Origin of the sequence: Minwuia thermotolerans (assembly GCF_002924445.1) — a bacterium.
GTDB classification, from domain to species: Bacteria; Pseudomonadota; Alphaproteobacteria; order Minwuiales; family Minwuiaceae; genus Minwuia; species Minwuia thermotolerans.
In genome coordinates, this window is the sequence record NZ_PIGG01000045.1 from 48,083 (window position 1) to 65,427 (window position 17,345).

A 17,345-nucleotide genomic window follows, 5' to 3' on the forward strand; every position below is an offset into this window, starting at 1 on the left:
TGCCAGGGGAGTAACCGATTTGAACCGCTCCTTCATCATCGCCATCGTGATCGCAGTGCTGGCGGTCGGGTGGCTCGCCACCGGCGTATTCCGGGACGAGATCGCCCAGGCCATCGAGCAGCCATCAGGCGACGGCGCCGCGGAAGCGCAGGCTGCCGGTGAGGGCGATGCCGGCGACGACCGGGCCGAACGCGCCACCGCGGCACTGACTGCCCCTGCGGAAGACCGCGAGATCATGCGCGTGCAGACCGAAGTCTTCGAGGCCCGTCCCCACGCCATGGAGATCGGCGTGCGCGGCCGCACGGAGTCGGTCCGCACCGTCGACCTCCGTGCAGAGGCCGAGGGCAAGGTGGTCAAGCTCTACAAGGCCAAGGGCGAGACCGTGAAGGCCGGCGACCCCATCGCCCGCCTCAGCACCGAGGACCGCGAGGCCCGCCGCCTCGAAGCGCTGGCCCTGATCGAACAGCGTGAAATCGAGTACAACGCCGCCGTGAAGCTGGCCGCCAAGGGCTACAAGTCCGAGACCTCGGTCGCCACGGCCAGGGCGCTGCTGGATGCGGCCCGCGCGGCACAGAAGCGCGTCGCCGTCGAGATCGAGCAACTCACGATCCGCGCGCCATTCGACGGCGTTATCGCCGTCCGGCCGATTCAGCTCGGCGCCTTCCTGCGGATAGGCGATCCGGTGGCCACCATCGTCGACCGCGATCCGATTCTGATCGTCGGCAACATCTCCGAGCGCGAGGTCGGCCTGGTCGAAGTTGGCGCGCCCGCCACGGCGCGGCTGGTCGACGGCGCCACGGTCCAGGGCACGGTCCGCTTCATCTCGCCGACCGCGGACGCCAGCACGCGGACCTTCCGCATCGAGGTCGAGGCCGACAATGCAGAGCGACGCATCCGCGACGGGGTCACCGCCGAGATACAGCTCGCCGCCGGCGAGGCGCCGGCGCACCGCCTGACGCCCGCGATCCTGACGCTCAACGACCAGGGCGATGTCGGCGTGCGGACGGTGGACCGGGAGCGCCGGGTGCGCTTCCGGCCGGTTGAGATCATCGCTGACGACGCCGATGGAGTCTGGGTCGCCGGCCTGCCGCAGACGGCCGAAATCATCACCGTTGGGCAGGAATACGTGCGCGAGGGCCAGACCGTGGAAGTGGCCCGGGCGGCGGGCAGCCAGGACCAGCGCCCATGATGAGCACCCTGATCGACGCGGCCATCAGCCGCGCGCGGACCGTCATCGCCACCCTGCTGCTGATCCTGACGGCCGGCGCCGCCGCCTACATCGCGATTCCCAAGGAGTCCGATCCCGACATCAACATCCCCATCCTCTACGTCTCCATGACCCATGAGGGCATCAGCCCCGAGGACGCGTCGCGTCTGCTGGTGCGTCCGATGGAGCAGGAACTTCAGGGTATCGAGGGGCTGAAGGAGATGCGCTCCATCGCCGCCGACGGCTTCGGTTCGGTGGTGCTGGAGTTCGATGCCGGTTTCAACGCCGACCAGGCGATGGACGACGTCCGCGAGAAAGTCGACCTGGCCAAGAGCGAACTGCCCGACGACACCGACGAACCACAGGTCCACGAGGTCAATTTCAGCCTGTTCCCGGTCATCGTGGTCACGCTGTCCGGCGACATCCCCGAGCGCGCGCTGTTCAAGGTCGCGCGCGACCTGCAGGACCGTATCGAGGGCCTGCCCAACGTCCTCGGCGTCGACATGGCCGGCGACCGGGAAGAGCTGCTCGAAGTGATCATCGATCCGGCCAGGCTGGAAAGCTACCAGATCGACCAGCAGCAGCTCGTCCAGACCATGAACCTGAACAACCGTCTGGTGGCCGCCGGCGCGCTGGACACCGGCAATGGCCGTTTCGCGATTAAGGTGCCGGCGCTGTTCAAGACCGCGAAGGACGTGCTGACGCTGCCGATCAAGACCGATGGCGACGCCGTGGTCACGCTGGCGGACGTCACCACCATTCGCCGCACCTTCAAGGACGTGGAGAACTTCGCCCGCCTGGACGGCAAGCCGGCAGTGGCGCTGGAGGTCAAGAAGCGCCTCGGCGCCAACATCATCGACACCATCGACCAGGTGAAGGCCATGGTCGGCGCGACCGCCACGCAATGGCCGGCAGGCGTCGAGGTCTCCTTCAGCCAGGACCGCTCCCAGCAGATCCGCACCATGCTGACGGACCTGCAGAACAACGTCATCAGCGCCATCCTGCTGGTGATGATCGTGGTCGTCGCCGCGCTGGGCCTGCGCTCCGCCCTGCTGGTCGGCGTCGCCATCCCGGGCTCGTTCCTGATCGGCATCCTCTACCTGTTCCTGTTCGGCTTCACCATCAACATCGTGGTGCTGTTCTCGCTGATCCTGGCCGTCGGCATGCTGGTCGACGGCGCCATCGTGGTCACCGAATTCGCTGACCGGAAGATGGCCGAGGGCGAGCACCGCCGGACCGCCTACGCCCTGGCGGCGAAGCGCATGGCCTGGCCGATCATCGCCTCCACGGCGACCACGCTGGCCGCCTTCATGCCGCTGCTGTTCTGGCCCGGCGTGGTCGGCGAGTTCATGCAGTTCCTGCCGTTGACGCTCATCACCACGCTCTCGGGTTCGCTGCTCATGGCGCTGATCTTCGTGCCGACGCTGGGTTCGATCTTCGGCAAGAGCCCGACCGGCGAGAACAGCGCGGTCGCCATGGCGGAATCCGGATCGATCCGGGAAATTCCCGGTTTTACAGGCATGTACGCCAGGTTCCTCTCAGGCGTGATGAAGCGACCGGCGCTCTGGCCCTCGGTCATCGTCGCGCTGGCCGTGGCGACACTGATCGGCGTCAACGTGGCCTACGGGACCTTCGGCAAGGGGGTCGAGTTCTTCCCCGACGTCGAGCCTGAACAGGCGCTGGTCTACGTTCATGCCAGGGGCAATCTGTCGGTCCGCGAGCAGGATGCGCTGGTGCGCCAGGTGGAGGACCGGATCCTGACGCTGGACGACTTCTCGTCGGTCTACACGCGCGCCGGCAAGCGCAACGAGGACGGCTCCGACATATCCGAGGACGTCATCGGCATCATCAACCTGGAACTCAAGGACTGGGAAGACCGCCGCTCCGTCGACGAGATCTTCCCGCATATCCGCCGCCTGACATCCGACATCGCCGGCATCGTGGTCGAGCCGCGCGAGCCCGAGGCCGGTCCGCCCACCGGCAAGGACGTCCAGGTCCAGATCACCTCCATCTACCGTGAGAGCCTGGACCCGGTGGCCGCGCGGATCCGCAACTATCTGGAGAACGAGGTCGCCGACCTGCAGGACATCGAGGACTCGCGCCCCCTCCCCGGCATTCAGTGGGAACTGGAGGTCGACCGCGCCATGGCCGGCCGCTTCGGCGTCGACGTCGCCACCATCGGCGCCTATGTCCAGTTCGTCACCAACGGCGTGCTCGCGGACGACTACCTGCCCGACGACGCCGAGGAAGATGTCGACATCCGCATCCGCTTCCCCGTCGAGTACCGCAATCTCGACATGCTGGACAATCTCAACATCAACACGCCCCAAGGTTCGGTGCCGCTGTCGAACTTCGTCAAGCGCGAGGCCCGACCGAAGGTCGGCAAGATCGAGCGCATCGACGGCAAGTTCCGGCTGATGGTGAAGGCGAACGTCGCCGAGGGCGTGCTGGTCGACGACAAGGTGCAGGAGATCAAGGCCTGGCTGGACACCCAGGATATCCCGGAAAGCGTGGAGATCACCTTCCGCGGCGCCGACGAGGAACAGGCCAGGTCGATGCAGTTCCTGATGCAGGCCTTCGTCATCGCCCTGTTCATCATGGCGATCATCCTGGTCACGCAGTTCAACAGCTTCTACCGCGCCTTCCTGATCCTGACCGCGGTGATCATGTCCACCATCGGCGTGATGATCGGGCTTCTGGTGATGGATCAGCCCTTCGGCATCGTCATGACGGGCGTCGGCGTGATCTCGCTGGCGGGCATCGTCGTCAACAACAACATCGTCCTGATCGATACCTATGCCCATCTGGAGAAGCAGGGCATGGACCGCTACGAGGCGATCGTGCGCACCGGCGCCCAGCGTCTCCGACCGGTGCTGCTGACCACCATCACGACGATCTGCGGCCTGATGCCGATGGTCTTCCAGGCCAATATCGATTTCTTCACCCGCACCATCGCGATCGGCGCGCCGTCGACCCAGTGGTGGGTGCAGCTCGCCAGCGCCGTCGCCTTCGGTCTCGGCTTCGCGACCATTCTCACGCTGGTGGTGACGCCCTGCCTGCTGGCGCTCGGCGTCCGCGTCGGCCAGGCGGTGCACGGCCGCCGGAAGGGCGACGGCTCCGGCCGTGGCGACCACACGCCCGAACTGGACCTGGCGCCGGCGGAGTAGGACAGACCGGCGCCCCGGGATTCGAGTAGCCCCTACACCTCGAAGGGGTGGCGGACCACGATGGTGTCGTCACGTTCGGGGCTGGTGGAGAGCAGCGAGACCGGCGCGCCGGTCAGTTCCTCAATGGCGCGGACATACTTGACCGCCGCCGCCGGAAGCTGGCTCCAGGAACGCGCGCCGTAGGACGAGGCCGACCAGCCCTCGAAGGTCTCGTAAACCGGCTGAACCCGCATCTGCTCGGACTTGTTGGCGGGAAAATAGTCGATCCGCTGGCCGTCGATCTCGTAGGCGACGCAGACCTTCAACTCCTCGAAGCCGTCGAGCACGTCCAGCTTGGTCAGCGCGACGCCGTCGATGCCGCCGGTCAGGATCGCCTGGCGCACCATGACCGCATCGAACCAGCCGCAGCGCCGGGCGCGGCCGGTGTTGGTGCCGAACTCGTGGCCGCGCTCGCCCATGCGGCGGCCGACCTCGTTGTCCTGCTCGGTCGGGAACGGCCCCGCGCCGACGCGGGTGGTGTAGGCCTTGGTGATGCCCAGCACGTAATCGATGGTGCGCGGTCCGGTGCCCGATCCGGTCGCGGCCTGCCCGGCCACGGTGTTGGACGAGGTGACGAAGGGATAGGTGCCGTGGTCGATGTCCAGCATCGCGCCCTGGGCGCCTTCGAACAGGATGCGCCGGCCCTGACGGCGCGTCTGGTCGAGTGTCCGCCAGACATGGTCCGCGTAGGGGAATATCTCCTCCGAGACCGCATCCAGTTCGGCCAGGACATCGGCCGGATCGATCTCGGGCTGCTTCAGTCCGCGCCGGAGCGCATTGTGGTGCACCAGCAGCCGCTCGATCTTTTCTTCCAGCGTGTCGCGGTCGTTCAGGTCGGCCAGCCGGATGGCGCGTCGGGCCACCTTGTCCTCGTAGGCCGGGCCGATGCCGCGCCGGGTGGTGCCGATCTGTCCCCGGCCCGCGGCCTCCTCGCGGAGCGCGTCGAGGTCCCGGTGCAGGCCGAGGATCAGGCAGACATTGGCGGCGATCCTGAGGTTCTGCGGCGTGACCGAAACGCCCTGGGCGTTGAGGCGGGCGACCTCCTCCAGAAACGCCTTGGGATCGAGCACGACGCCATTGCCGATGATGGAGAGCTTGCCGGGCCGCACGATGCCCGAGGGCAGCAGCGCCAGCTTGTAGGTGACGCCATCGATGACCAGCGTATGGCCCGCGTTGTGGCCGCCCTGATAGCGCACGACGACGTCCGCCTTCTCGGACAGCCAGTCCACGATCTTGCCCTTGCCCTCGTCGCCCCACTGGGCGCCCACGACGACCACGTTGGTCATGGATTTTCCCCGCTTGTTGTCCGGTCAGTCCAGGGAGACGGGTCCGCCGTCCCCGAGCACATGGCTGCAGCCGAGGCGACGCGCCTCGGCCTCGGTATCGTCAGCGGCGTCCAGGCCGTGCAGCACCGTCCAGCCCTCCGCCTTCAGGTCCCGCGCCGCGCCGCGCGGCGTGCCGGCCGGCAGGTAGAGCCGCCGCGGCGGCTGGCGCCTGGGAAGCGCGCGCAGCACGGAATCGAGATAGACCGTGGCGCCGACCGCCGTTTCGCCCGCCTCGCCGCGATAACGTCCGCCACGGGCGATCTCGCCCCGGACCCCGCGGGCGAAGACGGCGAAGGCGATGCCGCTCTGATACTCGAAGCCGCGATACTCGCCGGGGTCGATCGTGACCGCGAGTTCCGGATCGGCGGCCGTAACTTCGCCGACAAGCGCCGAAAGCCGGTCCACCAGCATCCCCGCCTCGCCGTCGATGGCGAGGCGCTTCAGCCGTGCGATCGCTTCGCGGGCCTCGCCCACGGCCTCCAGAAGACCGAAAACCGTCTCGTCACCGTTCACCAGCGCACGGAGTTCGCCTGCATCCTTGGCGTCCAGCGCGCGGCGCGCCGCGGCGACGGCGGCATCGTCGAGCCCCCTGCCCTTCAGCACCATCGGCGCCAGCGCCGGCAAGGTGAGATCGACCGTGATCCCCCGCACCCCCGCGGCTCTGAGCGCCTCCACCACCAGCAACACGATCTCCGCCTCCGCGGCGACGGCGTCGGTCCCGAAGATCTCGATGCCCGCCTGGGTGAACTGCCGCTCAGGCCGCAGCTGGTCGCCGCGCACACGCAGCACCTGACCTGAATAGCAGAGCCTGAGCGGCCGCGGCGCGGAGGCGAGACGGGTCGTCGCCAGGCGCGCGATCTGCGGCGTCATGTCGGCGCGCAGGCCCATCATCTTCTGCGAGATCGGGTCCATCAGCCGGAAGACCTGCGCCGACAGCTGCTGGCCGGGACCGGTAAGCAGGCTGCTCTCGAATTCGAGCAGCGGCGGCTTCACGCGCCGGTAGCCCTGACGCCCGAAGGCCGTCATAAGGCAATGGACCGCCGCCGCCTCCATCTCCGCTTCCTCGGGGAGGGCGTCGCGCAGTCCGGCCGGCAGCAGCGCCGTGTGCATCGCTTTCTTCATGGCGCGCTTCTGGTATCCAAGTCCCCCCGCCCATGCAACGACAATCGGGGAACGCGTCGCCGCAGGCCCGCCAGCCACGGGCCAGGCGCATGGCGATTCGCCGGATTTGACCGTTCCGTCATGCAAATGACACACTATGTCGGCGCAAACCTGTTGGAATTGTTGAGTTTTGCCACATGCCCCTTGCCACGCCGCCCGGCTGCTCCGAGAGTCACGACATGACCTTCATGGGTTCCGCATCGGTCAAGGGACGCACGGTCGCCCTGCTTGGCCCGACGAACACCGGCAAGACTCATCTTGCGGTGGAAACCATGCTCTGCCACGCCAGCGGCATCATCGGCTTTCCGCTCCGCCTGCTCGCGCGGGAGGTCTACGACCGGGTCGTGGAGCGGGTCGGCCGCTCCAATGTCGCCCTGGTGACGGGCGAGGAGAAGATCGTCCCGCCCAACCCGCACTACTTCCTCTGCACGGTGGAGGCAATGCCCCTCGGGCGCAGCTTCGACTTCGTGGCGGTGGACGAGATCCAGCTTGCCGCCGACCCGGAACGCGGCCACGTCTTCACCGACCGGCTGATCCACGCCCGGGGCATCGAGACCACGATGTTCCTGGGATCGGAGACCGCAAGGCCGCTGATTGCGCGCATGCTGCCCGACGCGATGATGACGTCCAGGCCGAGGCTTTCGACGCTGCGCTATGACGGCCGCACCAAGCTGTCCCGCCTGCCCCGGCGCAGCGCCGTCGTCGCCTTCTCCGCCAACGACGTCTATGCCATCGCGGAGCTGATGCGCCGTCAGCGCGGCGGCGCGGCCGTGGTGCTCGGCGCGCTCAGCCCGCGCACCCGCAACGCGCAGGTGGCGATGTACCAGGCCGGCGAGGTCGATTTCCTGGTCGCGACCGACGCCATCGGCATGGGCCTGAACATGGACATCGACCATGTCGCCTTCGCCGGCACACACAAGTTCGACGGCCATCGCCGCCGCGTGCTCGGCCCGGCCGAGTACGGCCAGATCGCCGGCCGCGCCGGCCGCTTCATGCGCGACGGCACCTTCGGCGTCACCGCCGATGTGGACGAACTGGACGAGGAGCTGGTCGCGGCGATCGAGAACCACCATTTCGAGCCGCAGAATCAGTTCCGCTGGCGTTCGGCGCGGCTGGACTACGACAGCCCGAAGGCGTTGCTGCGGGCGCTGGAGGCGCCGCCGCCCTATCCCTGGCTGGTCCCGCCCCGGCAGCCGGACGACCTGCGCAGCCTGAAGGCGCTGCTCAAGGACGAGACGATCCGCCAGCGCGCCGAAGCCACGCGCGAGAACCTGATCACGCTCTGGGACATCTGCCAGATTCCGGATTTCCGGAAGACCATGCACGACAGCCATGTCCGGCTGATCGGCCAGATCTACACCCAGGTCACCTCGGCGGGCGCCATCCACCGGGACTGGATGGCGCGCCAGCTCGACCATCTGAACCGGGTCGAGGGCGATATCGACACGCTGCAGTCCCGCCTCGCCCATGTCCGTACCTGGACCTACATCTCCCACCGCGGCGTCTGGCTGGACGACCCGGTCGAATGGCAGGCCCGGGCGCGGGCCATCGAGGATCGTCTGTCGGACGCACTGCACGACAAGCTGACCCAGCGTTTCGTCGACCGCCGCACCGGCACGCTGGTCAAGCGCCTCCGGGACGCCGAGAACGTGGAGGCCGCGGTCGACAACGAAGGCGGTGTTTCTGTCGAAGGCCAGTATGTCGGCCATCTGGACGGACTCCTGTTCGTCGCCGACCGGTCCGCGATGGACAACAAGGCCATGAAGGCCGCGGTGAACCACGTCCTGGCCGGCGCGCTAAACGCCCGCGCACGGCGCATCGCCGATTGCCCCGACGAGGATCTGGAACTGCTGGACGACGGCGTGCTGGCCTGGCGCTCGGAGCGCATCGCGCGGCTGCATCGCGGCGGGCACGTGCTGAAGCCCGAGGTTCGCCTGATTGCCGGCAACCAGCTTGCCCCGCAGCGAACCGAGGCCCTGATCGGCCGCCTGCAGCAGTGGATCGCCGGCCGCGTGGCGCAGCTGATGCGGCCAATCATGGGACTGGAGGAAGCCGAGTTCTCTCCCGCCGCCCGCGGCGTCGCCTTCCAGCTCGTCGAACGGCTCGGCGTCTTGCCCCGGGCCGCCGTGGAGCCGCAGCTCCGGCAGCTCGAGCCCAAGGACTACGGCCGGTTCAAGTATCGCGGGGTGCAGCTCGGCCGCTTCGCCATCTTCTGTCCCGCGCTGCTGAAGCCGGAGGCGACGCGCTGGCGCACCATCCTGCACAACCTGGGCGAACGGACCTTCGATCCCGCCGAAGACCAGGGCCGCGTCTCCTTCGAGGCGCCCGGCGGCATGCAGCGCGACGCCCTGCTGCTGGCCGGCTACGAGCGCTTCGGCCGCATCGCCGTGCGCGTCGACATGGTGGAGCGTATCGCCAGCCATGCGCACAGGGCCACGCGTGAAGGGGAGGCGGAAGCCGATCACGCACTGATGTCGATGCTGGGCGGCGGGGCTGAACGCCTGCAGCCCGTTCTCGCCGGCCTCGGCTACATGACCCAGAGGCCGCAGGAAGACGGCCCGCTGCTCTACAGGCCGCGCAAGCGCGGCGAGAAGCCGTCCGGACGCAAGAGCGCAAACGCCGGCCGCCGTGGCCGCAAGCCGGTCCCGCCGGACCCCGATTCACCTTTCGCAGCCCTGTTGGAGTTGAGGAAGACATGACAGAAAGCGCCATCCGCATCGATCTCTGGCTCTGGTACGCCCGCCTCTTCAAAAGCCGCTCGCTCGCGGCGAAGGCCGTCAAGGGAACCCGGTTCAGGATCAACAAGCGGGTGGTGACCAAACCAAGCCAGACAATCCGGCCCGGCGATGTCCTGACCTTCCCGAGAGGCGACGACGTCTGCGTCATCGAGGTCGTGCAGATCGGCGCACGGCGCGGTCCCACTTCGGAAGCCCGCGGCCTCTACCGCGACCTGGCGGCGCACGACGCGGGATAGCGGAAGCTTTCTTCGCGACTTGCAATCCGGCCCCCGAGAGCCGAGAAATTCCCCTGCCCGAGCGAGAATCGAGGGGACGTCATGCGCATCGCCACCTGGAACGTGAACTCCATCAAGGCCCGCCTGCCCCGCGTGGTGGAATGGCTGGGCGCCGCGGCGCCGGACGTGGTCTGCCTGCAGGAGACCAAGTGCGAGGACCAGAACTTCCCGGCGATGGAAATCGAGGATCTCGGCTACAACATCGCGATCCACGGGCAGAAGTCCTACAACGGCGTCGCCATCCTGTCGAAACGGCCGATCGAGGACGTACAGACCGGCCTGCCCGGCGATGACGGCGACGAACAGGCGCGCTACATCGAAGCCACCGTGGACGGCGTCCGCATCTGCGGGCTCTACCTGCCCAACGGCAATCCCGTACCGGGGCCGAAGTTCGACTACAAGCTGGGATGGATGGACCGGCTGATCGGGCGCGCGCAGGAACTGCTGTCGCTCGAGGAGACCTTCATCATGGCCGGCGACTACAATGTCTGTCCAACCGACGACGACGTCTTCGATCCCGCCGGTTTCGCCGACGACGCGCTCTGCCAGCCGGAAAGCCGCAACCGGTTCCGCCAGCTCCTGAATCTCGGTCTGACGGATGGCGTGCACGTGTTCAATCCGCAGCCGCATTTCTACACCTACTGGGACTATCAGCGCGGCGCCTGGCAGAAGGATCACGGGCTGCGCATCGATCACCTGCTGCTCTCGCCACAGGCGACGGACCGGCTGGTGGCCAGCGGCGTCGACAAGGCTCCGCGCGGGGAGCCAAAGGCCTCCGACCACACGCCGGCGTGGATCGAACTCTCGGAACCGGACGCATGAAGGTTCTGGAGGGCGGATGTCTTTGCGGCGCGGTGCGCTACCGCCTGTTCGCCGCGCCCAGCGCTGTCTTCTACTGCCATTGCCGCATGTGCCAGAAGCACGCCGGCGGGCCGTTTCTCGCCTTCCTGACCCTAGCCGCCGATGCGGTGCAGTGGGCCGGCGAGCCGGCGGTATGGCGGTCATCCGACATCGCGGTCCGCGCCCATTGCGGCGCCTGCGGAACGCCGCTCTACTGGCAGGGCGATGACCTGAAGGACGAATTCGACATCGCGCTGGCGACGCTGGACGAGCCCGACGCCTTCCCGCCGCGCGAACACCTCTGGACCGAAAGCGCCCGCGCCTGGCCCGTGATCGAAGACGGCCTGCCGCGCCACGCGCGCGAACGCGACGGATCGGGCTGAGCAGGCGCGGCCATGGACCCCACCGCCTTCATTCTGCCGCTGGCCGGCATTGCGCTGATCGTCGTGCTCGTCTGGCTGTTGCGCGGGGGGCGATCGGTCGACCTGGACGAGGGCAATGTGAGCCGCGCGCTGGCGGACGAGGGACTCTCCGCCGTCCGCACGGCGATTTCCGCCGACCGCAAGAGCGGGCTCGCCTGGCTCGCCGGCGAGGACCGTCTCGCCGTCATCCGCTCGATGGGCGATGACGTCGGCGTCAGCGTGCTTGCCCCGGACGATGTCAGCCGGCTCACCATCCGTGGCGCCCCGCCCCTCCTGACGGTTCATTTCCGCACGCTGGGGCAGTCGCGGCTGGCGATGCGCTTCGCCGGCGACGCCGAGCTCGACCGCTGGCGTCCGGTCCTTGCGCTCTATGGCGATCTCGGGGAAAAGTCTGTCTCATGACGCTACCGGATCCAGTCGCCATCGCCATTCCGGCCTTCATCGTACTGATCGTGCTGGAACTCGCGATCGGCCGTCTCGGGCTGGCGCGCGGCCGCTACGAGCTGCGCGACACCACGGCCAGCCTGGTGATGGGACTCGGCAATCTGGCGCTCGGCATCCCCTTCGCGATCCTGATCTACGGCCTGACCGTCTGGGCGCACCGGTTCGCGCTGTTCGACATCGGTTTCCAGTGGTGGGCCTTCGCGCTGATCCTGTTCGCCGAGGATTTCGTCTACTACTGGTTCCACAGGCTCAGCCACGAACACCGCTTCTGGTGGGCGGCCCACGTGAACCATCATTCCAGCCGCCACTACAACCTGTCGACGGCGCTGCGCCAGACGTGGACCGGAAACGCTGCCGGCACCTTCGTGCTCTGGCTGCCGCTGGCGCTGATCGGTTTTCCGCCGGCGCTGATCGTCTTCCAGAAGGGCGTCAGCCTCGTCTACCAGTTCTGGATCCATACCGAGAGCGTGGGCCGCCTGCCCCGCCCCATCGAGTGGATCTTCAACACGCCCTCCCATCACCGGGTCCATCACGCCGTCAATCCGCGCTATCTGGACCGCAACTATGCCGGCATCCTGATCATCTGGGATCGCCTGTTCGGCACGTTCGTGCCGGAGGACGACGCCGAGCCCTGCCGCTACGGCATCGTGAAGCAACTCGGCACCTTCAACCCCCTGCGCATCGCCTTCCACGAATGGGCCGACATGATCGGCGACCTGCGCCGGGCCAGGAACCTGCGGGAAGCGGCGGGCTACCTGTTCGGCCCGCCCGGCTGGTCTCCCGACGGCAGCCGCCGCACCTCCGCCCAGATCCGCGCCGGCGCCGCGAAGGCGTAGGCCCTAACCTTCTCCGCCCCGGGCGAGAGCGGGTATGCGGATCGTGAAGCGGGCGCCGCGGATACCGACCAGCAGGCCGTGCTTGCCCACCTCGCGGATGTTCTCCACCTCGATGGTGCCGCCGTGCGCCTCGATGATCTGGCGGCAGATGTTCAGCCCCAGACCCGAATGGCTGCCGAAATCCTCGCCGCTGGGCCGTTCGGAGTAGAAGCGTTCGAAGATCTTGGCGCGCGCTTCCTCCGGCACGCCGGGGCCCTGATCCTCGACGGACATGACCACGTCCGCCCGGTCCCGCCGCACCGTCACCAGAACGCGACCGCCCGCCGGACTGAACGAAACCGCATTGTCGACGAGGTTGCGCAGCACCTGGCCCAGCCGGTGTTCGGCGCCCAGCACCATCAGGCTGCGGTCCCGTTCGACCTCGATGTCGATGCGGATGTCGGGCCGGGGCGACTGCAGCACCTCCTGCAGGTCGACGACCATGCGCCCGATATCGACGGGTTCGCGTTCGATGCGTCCCATCTCCGCGTCGATGCGGCTGGCGTCGGAGATTTCGCTGATCAGCCGGTTCATCCGCGCCAGATCCTGCAGGATGATCCGGCTGAGCTGCTCGCGGTGCTCGGGCTTCTCCGCACGCTCGAGAGTTTCGACGGCGCTGCGCAGGCTGGTCAGCGGATTCTTCAGTTCGTGAGCCACATCGGCCGCGAAGGTCTCGATGGCGCCGACGCGGGCGTTCAGCGCCGAGGTCATCTCCCGCAACGAGACCGAGAGATCGCCGATCTCGTCGTGGCGATTCCTGAGATCGGGAATATCGGCGGACTGACCGCCCTGGTTGCGGACCTTGTCGGCGGCCTGTGAGAGACGCTGGACGGGGCGGATGATGGAGCGCGAGAGGAAGACCGACAGCAGGAACGTGATCAGCGCGGCCACGGCGAAGACAGCCAGCGTGCCGACCTGTTCGCGGCGCACGGCGGCGTCGATTTCGGCGCTGTCGACAGTCAGAACCACCGCGCCCAGCACGCGCTTCAGCGCCTGGACCGGCACCGCCGTCCCGATGAGCAGCCGGCCGTCCGGCAGCGTCCATACCTGGCGCGCGTCGCCGCCCTGCAGGGCCGTGGCAATGCCCGGCCAGGTCCAGTCCGACGACAGGCTCACTTCGTCATAGGCCGGGTACTCGCCCCGCCGGGGCAGCCAGTTCATCGCCCGGTCCCAGAGGTCGCGCGCCAGCGACAGCGGCCAGATCGACCGGTCCGGATCGAACAGGCGGCGGGCCTCGACGTCCCTGTCGCTGGCCGGCAGGCGGCGGCTGTCGACCATCAGCCGGCCGTTCGAATCGAACAGCCGCGCGCGGGCGTTGGTCGTGACCACGGCGCGGCGGAGAATATAGGGCGCGAGCGTCGCGTCGATGCGCAGATCCTCGATCGGCCCGGCCAGCGCCGCTTCGCCCAGTGCGCCCGCGATCAGGTGGGCTTCCTTCTCCAGCGCCTGCTGGCGCGCCTCAAGCAGGCCGGCGCGGTACTGGTCCAGGTAGAACCAGGCGCCGACCAGCACCAGAAAGGCCGGCAGGTTGATGGTCAGGATACGGCGTGCAAGGGGCGACATCGACGCCCGGTTCAGTTTTCGCGGAACCGGTAGCCCACGCCATAGAGCGTATCGATCGCGGTGAAGCCTTCGTCGACGGCCTTGAACTTCTTGCGCAGCCGCTTGATGTGGCTGTCGATGGTGCGGTCGTCGACATAGACGTTCTCCTCGTAGGCGGCGTCCATCAGTTGGTCGCGGGTCTTCACGTGGCCCGGCCGGATTGCGAGCGATTCGAGGATCAGGAACTCGGTCACCGTCAGCTTGATCTCGCGGCCGCGCCATTCGCAGTGATGGCGGTTCGGATCCAGCATCAGATCGCCGCGGATGATGATCTTCCGCTCCCCCTCGCCGCCGGCGCCGGCCGCTTCGCGGCGGCGCAGCACTGCGCGGATGCGTTCCACCAGCAGGCGCATGGAGAACGGCTTGGTGATGTAGTCGTCGGCGCCCATCTTCAGGCCGAGCACCTCGTCGACCTCGTCGTCCTTCGAGGTGAGGAAGATCACCGGCACGTCGGAATTTCGCCTCAGCTTGGTCAGCGCCTCCATGCCGTCCATGCGCGGCATCTTGATGTCGAGGACGACCAGGTCCGCGGGCTGGGTCTGCAGTCCGCGCAGGGCCTCGATACCGTCGCCGAAGCTGCGTACGCGAAACCCTTCGCCCTCCAGGGCGATGGTTACCGATGTCCTGATGTTCTGATCGTCATCGACCAGTGCAATTGTCTCGCTCACCCCTCGTCACTCCCTGAACGGCGTGTTGTTCCTGCAGGTATCCAGACACCTGACTGGAACACAAGCGGGCCCGTCATTTGTCCAAGATGAGGCCGAATTGGGGCGGTTACAACGTCCGGCGCGCCGCCGGGCGCTTCAGGCGCGGCGCAACGGGCGGTGAGACATGCGCCGGAAGCGCCAGCCATTGACCGCCGTCGCAGCGACCACGCCGATGTAGATTCCGCCCATCAGGCCGGCCGTCCCGAGCTCCAGATGGAAGGCCATGATCCAGGCTGCAGGGATCGCCAGCACCCAGAAGGACAGAATCTGCGCCATCATCGGGAACCAGACGTCGCCCAGGGCGCGCAGCGCATTGATCAGCACCGCCTGGGAGCCGTCGAAGATCATCATGGTTCCCGCCACAGCCAGCGCCGGCAGGGCGAAGGCGACGACACCGGCGTCGGCGGTGTAGACCGCGACCAGCGTCTCGGGGATGGCGAGGAAGCTGCCGCCCAGCACGGTCATCGCGGCGACAACGAGCCCCAGTCCGGCCGCGAGAGCGCTGCGCACGCCCTGCGGGTCGGCGCGGCCCACGGCGTTGCCCACCCTGACTCCCGTCGCCGCGCCCAGCCCGATGGCCGACATGAACACCAGCGCTACCAGGTTATGGGCGATCTGGTAGCCGGCGATGCCATCGCCGCCGAGAAAGCCGGCAAGCTGGATCATCGTGGTGAAGGCCGCGACTTCCACGAACATCGCCAGCCCCATGGGATAGCCCAGTCGCCGCATCCGGCGGCCGACGCGCGCCTCCGGCAGGCTCGCGCGCCGGATGCCGAAGCGGTCGCGGTCCGGCAGCCACCAGATATAGGTCAGAATGGCGAAGGCGGTGAGCCAGCGGGCGATCGTCGTGGCCAGGGCCGCGCCCTCGGCGCCCATGCCGGAGAAGCCCAGATTGCCGTAGATCATCACCCAGTTGAGGCCGAAATTGACCACGTTGGCCGCCATCATGATGACCATGCCGGGCAGCGGCCGGCTCAATCCCTCGAGAAAGAACGAGCTGGCGACGAAGACCATCACCGCCGGCAGGCCGTAGCCCAGCATACGCATCACCTCGCCGCCGCCAGCGGCAAGCGCCGGGTCGTGACCCACGGCGCCGAGCAGGAATTCGCCGAACTGGCAGATCAGCAGGAACGCCAGGCCGAGAACCGCGGCGTGAACGAGACCCGTGCGCCAGATGCCGCCGGTCCGCCCGGACTCGCCGGCGCCGTCGGCCTGGGCGGTCAGGATCGAGACGCCGAGCAGGAAACCCAGGCCCAGCAGCGTCAGCGCGATGGTCGGCGAGAGACCCATGCCGAACCAGGCCAGCTCCTCGCCGCCGGCCCGGCCGGTCATCGCCGTATCGACAGCCATCATGATGAGCACACCCGAACGGGCGACGATAACCGGTCCCGCGAGCTTCAGCGTCTGGCCGACATGGCGTCCGAATCCGCCGCCGCCTGCCGGGACGGAGGCGGCCCCGGCGTCCGCGCTCATGCCGCTTCGTCGTTCTTGACCTGCCGCGTAATCGACAGAAAGACATCCTCCAGATCGGCCTCGTGGGTGGTGACATCCACAATCTGATAGCCCGCCGCCTGTACCGCCGCGAGCATGGCGCCGATGGAGTCCTTCGATGGCCTGTAGCTCAGGGAGATGTAGCCCACGTCATCGACTTCAGCGCCCATGCGCCTGAGCTCGGCAGGCAGCTCGCCCACCTCCCCCTCGACCCGGACCGCGATGGTCTTTCGGTCCAGACGCCGGACGAGCCGTTCCTTGGGTTCGCTGACCACCACCTCGCCATTGTCGATGATGGCGATCGTGTCACAAAGCTCCTCGGCCTCCTCGAGGTAATGCGTCGTCAGCACGATCGTGGTGCCGTCCTGGTTGAGCCGGCGGATATAGCCCCAGAGCTGCTGGCGCAGTTCCACGTCGACCCCGGCGGTGGGCTCGTCCAGCACCAGCACCGGCGGACGGTGGATCATCGCCTTGGCCACAAGCAACCGCCGGCGCATGCCGCCCGAGAGCGTGCGCGAATAGACGTCGGCCTTGTCGGCCAGCCCCATGGCGTCGAGGACCTCCATGGTCTGGCGCTCCTTCTTCGGCACGCCGTAGAGCCCTGCCTGGAATTCCACCACCTCACGCGGGGTGAAGAACGCGTCCAGATTGAGTTCCTGCGGCACGACGCCGATGGCCGAGCGCGCCTTCCGGGTCGCGCGGTCGATGTCGTGACCCCAGATCGAGGCGGCGCCGCCGGACTTGATGACCAGTCCGGCAAGGATGTTGATGAAGGTGGACTTCCCCGCGCCATTCGGTCCCAGCAGGGCGAAGAACGAACCGCGCGGCACGGAAAGATCGACGCCCTTGAGGGCTTCCTTGCCGGGTTCGCCCTTCGAGCCGCGATAGGTCTTGCGCAGGCCCTCGGCCAGGATGGCGTGATCGATGCTCATGGCGGTCAGGTCCGTTCGTTTCCCCAGGATTCCGCGGACGGTTCTGCGCCGTCGCGCGGTCGGCATGGTTGCATATATGCAGAAGTCGGGGCGCGGACCATGCCCGATTTCCCCCGCCGC

At 67.8% G+C, this 17,345-nt stretch carries 14 protein-coding genes; 8 read left to right on the top strand and 6 right to left on the bottom strand.

Features of this window, described 5'->3' with window-relative positions:
* Window positions 1-19 precede the first annotated feature (19 nt).
* On the top strand, window positions 20-1,189 hold the full coding sequence (locus CWC60_RS14475) for an efflux RND transporter periplasmic adaptor subunit (protein ID WP_109794655.1): 1,170 nt from the start codon (window positions 20-22) through the stop codon (window positions 1,187-1,189).
* Complete coding sequence (locus CWC60_RS14480) at window positions 1,186-4,374, top strand: efflux RND transporter permease subunit (RefSeq protein ID WP_277422333.1); 3,189 nt, start codon at window positions 1,186-1,188, stop codon at window positions 4,372-4,374. The genes CWC60_RS14475 and CWC60_RS14480 overlap by 4 nt, the downstream gene beginning before the upstream one ends.
* A 32-nt stretch (window positions 4,375-4,406) precedes the next feature.
* On the opposite strand, the gene CWC60_RS14485 is transcribed toward CWC60_RS14480, so the two are convergent.
* Window positions 4,407-5,699, bottom strand: coding sequence for an adenylosuccinate synthase (locus tag CWC60_RS14485; RefSeq protein WP_109794656.1), 1,293 nt, complete (start codon window positions 5,697-5,699; stop codon window positions 4,407-4,409).
* A gap of 24 nt (window positions 5,700-5,723) precedes the next feature.
* Window positions 5,724-6,860 (bottom strand): ATP phosphoribosyltransferase regulatory subunit, encoded by a 1,137-nt coding sequence (locus CWC60_RS14490; RefSeq protein WP_109794657.1) that lies wholly within the window; start codon window positions 6,858-6,860, stop codon window positions 5,724-5,726.
* 176 nt (window positions 6,861-7,036) lie between these two features.
* On the opposite strand from CWC60_RS14490, the gene CWC60_RS14495 reads away from it, so the two are divergent.
* The 6 genes from CWC60_RS14495 (at window position 7,037) to CWC60_RS14520 (ending at window position 12,454) form a co-directional block, all read left to right on the top strand.
* Window positions 7,037-9,598, top strand: a complete 2,562-nt coding sequence (locus tag CWC60_RS14495) for a helicase-related protein (RefSeq protein WP_206419945.1) — start codon at window positions 7,037-7,039, stop codon at window positions 9,596-9,598.
* A complete protein-coding gene (locus tag CWC60_RS14500; RefSeq protein WP_109794658.1) occupies window positions 9,595-9,873 on the top strand; it encodes an RNA-binding S4 domain-containing protein in 279 nt (92 codons plus the stop codon). Before CWC60_RS14495 ends, CWC60_RS14500 begins: the two co-directional genes overlap by 4 nt.
* An 81-nt stretch (window positions 9,874-9,954) precedes the next feature.
* Window positions 9,955-10,734, top strand: coding sequence for an exodeoxyribonuclease III (locus tag CWC60_RS14505; RefSeq protein ID WP_109794659.1), 780 nt, complete (start codon window positions 9,955-9,957; stop codon window positions 10,732-10,734).
* Entirely contained in the window at window positions 10,731-11,135 is a 405-nt protein-coding gene (locus CWC60_RS14510) for a GFA family protein (protein ID WP_109794660.1), read from the top strand. The genes CWC60_RS14505 and CWC60_RS14510 overlap by 4 nt, the downstream gene beginning before the upstream one ends.
* A 12-nt stretch (window positions 11,136-11,147) precedes the next feature.
* Window positions 11,148-11,576, top strand: coding sequence for a hypothetical protein (locus CWC60_RS14515; RefSeq protein WP_109794661.1), 429 nt, complete (start codon window positions 11,148-11,150; stop codon window positions 11,574-11,576).
* Window positions 11,573-12,454, top strand: coding sequence for a sterol desaturase family protein (locus CWC60_RS14520; RefSeq protein ID WP_109794662.1), 882 nt, complete (start codon window positions 11,573-11,575; stop codon window positions 12,452-12,454). Before CWC60_RS14515 ends, CWC60_RS14520 begins: the two co-directional genes overlap by 4 nt.
* A gap of 3 nt (window positions 12,455-12,457) precedes the next feature.
* Here the strand turns inward: CWC60_RS14520 and CWC60_RS14525 are convergent, their stop codons facing one another.
* The 4 genes from CWC60_RS14525 to CWC60_RS14540 form a co-directional block, all read right to left on the bottom strand.
* On the bottom strand, window positions 12,458-14,056 hold the full coding sequence (locus CWC60_RS14525) for a stimulus-sensing domain-containing protein (RefSeq protein ID WP_109794663.1): 1,599 nt from the start codon (window positions 14,054-14,056) through the stop codon (window positions 12,458-12,460).
* A gap of 11 nt (window positions 14,057-14,067) precedes the next feature.
* Window positions 14,068-14,763, bottom strand: a complete 696-nt coding sequence (locus CWC60_RS14530; RefSeq protein ID WP_109794664.1) for a response regulator transcription factor — start codon at window positions 14,761-14,763, stop codon at window positions 14,068-14,070.
* A 135-nt stretch (window positions 14,764-14,898) separates the two neighbouring features.
* On the bottom strand, window positions 14,899-16,275 hold the full coding sequence (locus CWC60_RS14535; RefSeq protein ID WP_109794665.1) for an MATE family efflux transporter: 1,377 nt from the start codon (window positions 16,273-16,275) through the stop codon (window positions 14,899-14,901).
* Window positions 16,272-17,225, bottom strand: coding sequence for an ABC transporter ATP-binding protein (locus tag CWC60_RS14540; protein ID WP_206419946.1), 954 nt, complete (start codon window positions 17,223-17,225; stop codon window positions 16,272-16,274). The genes CWC60_RS14535 and CWC60_RS14540 overlap by 4 nt, the downstream gene beginning before the upstream one ends.
* Window positions 17,226-17,345 lie beyond the last annotated feature (120 nt).

Excerpts from the sequence above, each read along its gene's own strand:
- CWC60_RS14520 (WP_109794662.1), top strand. The coding sequence starts at position 11,573 with ATGACGCTACCGGATCCAGTCGCCATCGCCATTCCGGCCTTCATCGTA.
- CWC60_RS14505 (WP_109794659.1), top strand. The coding sequence starts at position 9,955 with ATGCGCATCGCCACCTGGAACGTGAACTCCATCAAGGCCCGCCTGCCC.
- CWC60_RS14535 (WP_109794665.1), bottom strand. The coding sequence starts at position 16,275 with ATGAGCGCGGACGCCGGGGCCGCCTCCGTCCCGGCAGGCGGCGGCGGA.
- CWC60_RS14480 (WP_277422333.1), top strand. The coding sequence starts at position 1,186 with ATGATGAGCACCCTGATCGACGCGGCCATCAGCCGCGCGCGGACCGTC.
- CWC60_RS14510 (WP_109794660.1), top strand. The coding sequence starts at position 10,731 with ATGAAGGTTCTGGAGGGCGGATGTCTTTGCGGCGCGGTGCGCTACCGC.
- CWC60_RS14485 (WP_109794656.1), bottom strand. The coding sequence starts at position 5,699 with ATGACCAACGTGGTCGTCGTGGGCGCCCAGTGGGGCGACGAGGGCAAG.
- CWC60_RS14500 (WP_109794658.1), top strand. The coding sequence starts at position 9,595 with ATGACAGAAAGCGCCATCCGCATCGATCTCTGGCTCTGGTACGCCCGC.
- CWC60_RS14515 (WP_109794661.1), top strand. The coding sequence starts at position 11,148 with ATGGACCCCACCGCCTTCATTCTGCCGCTGGCCGGCATTGCGCTGATC.
- CWC60_RS14495 (WP_206419945.1), top strand. The coding sequence starts at position 7,037 with ATGCCCCTTGCCACGCCGCCCGGCTGCTCCGAGAGTCACGACATGACC.
- CWC60_RS14540 (WP_206419946.1), bottom strand. The coding sequence starts at position 17,225 with ATGAGCATCGATCACGCCATCCTGGCCGAGGGCCTGCGCAAGACCTAT.
- CWC60_RS14490 (WP_109794657.1), bottom strand. The coding sequence starts at position 6,860 with ATGAAGAAAGCGATGCACACGGCGCTGCTGCCGGCCGGACTGCGCGAC.
- CWC60_RS14525 (WP_109794663.1), bottom strand. The coding sequence starts at position 14,056 with ATGTCGCCCCTTGCACGCCGTATCCTGACCATCAACCTGCCGGCCTTT.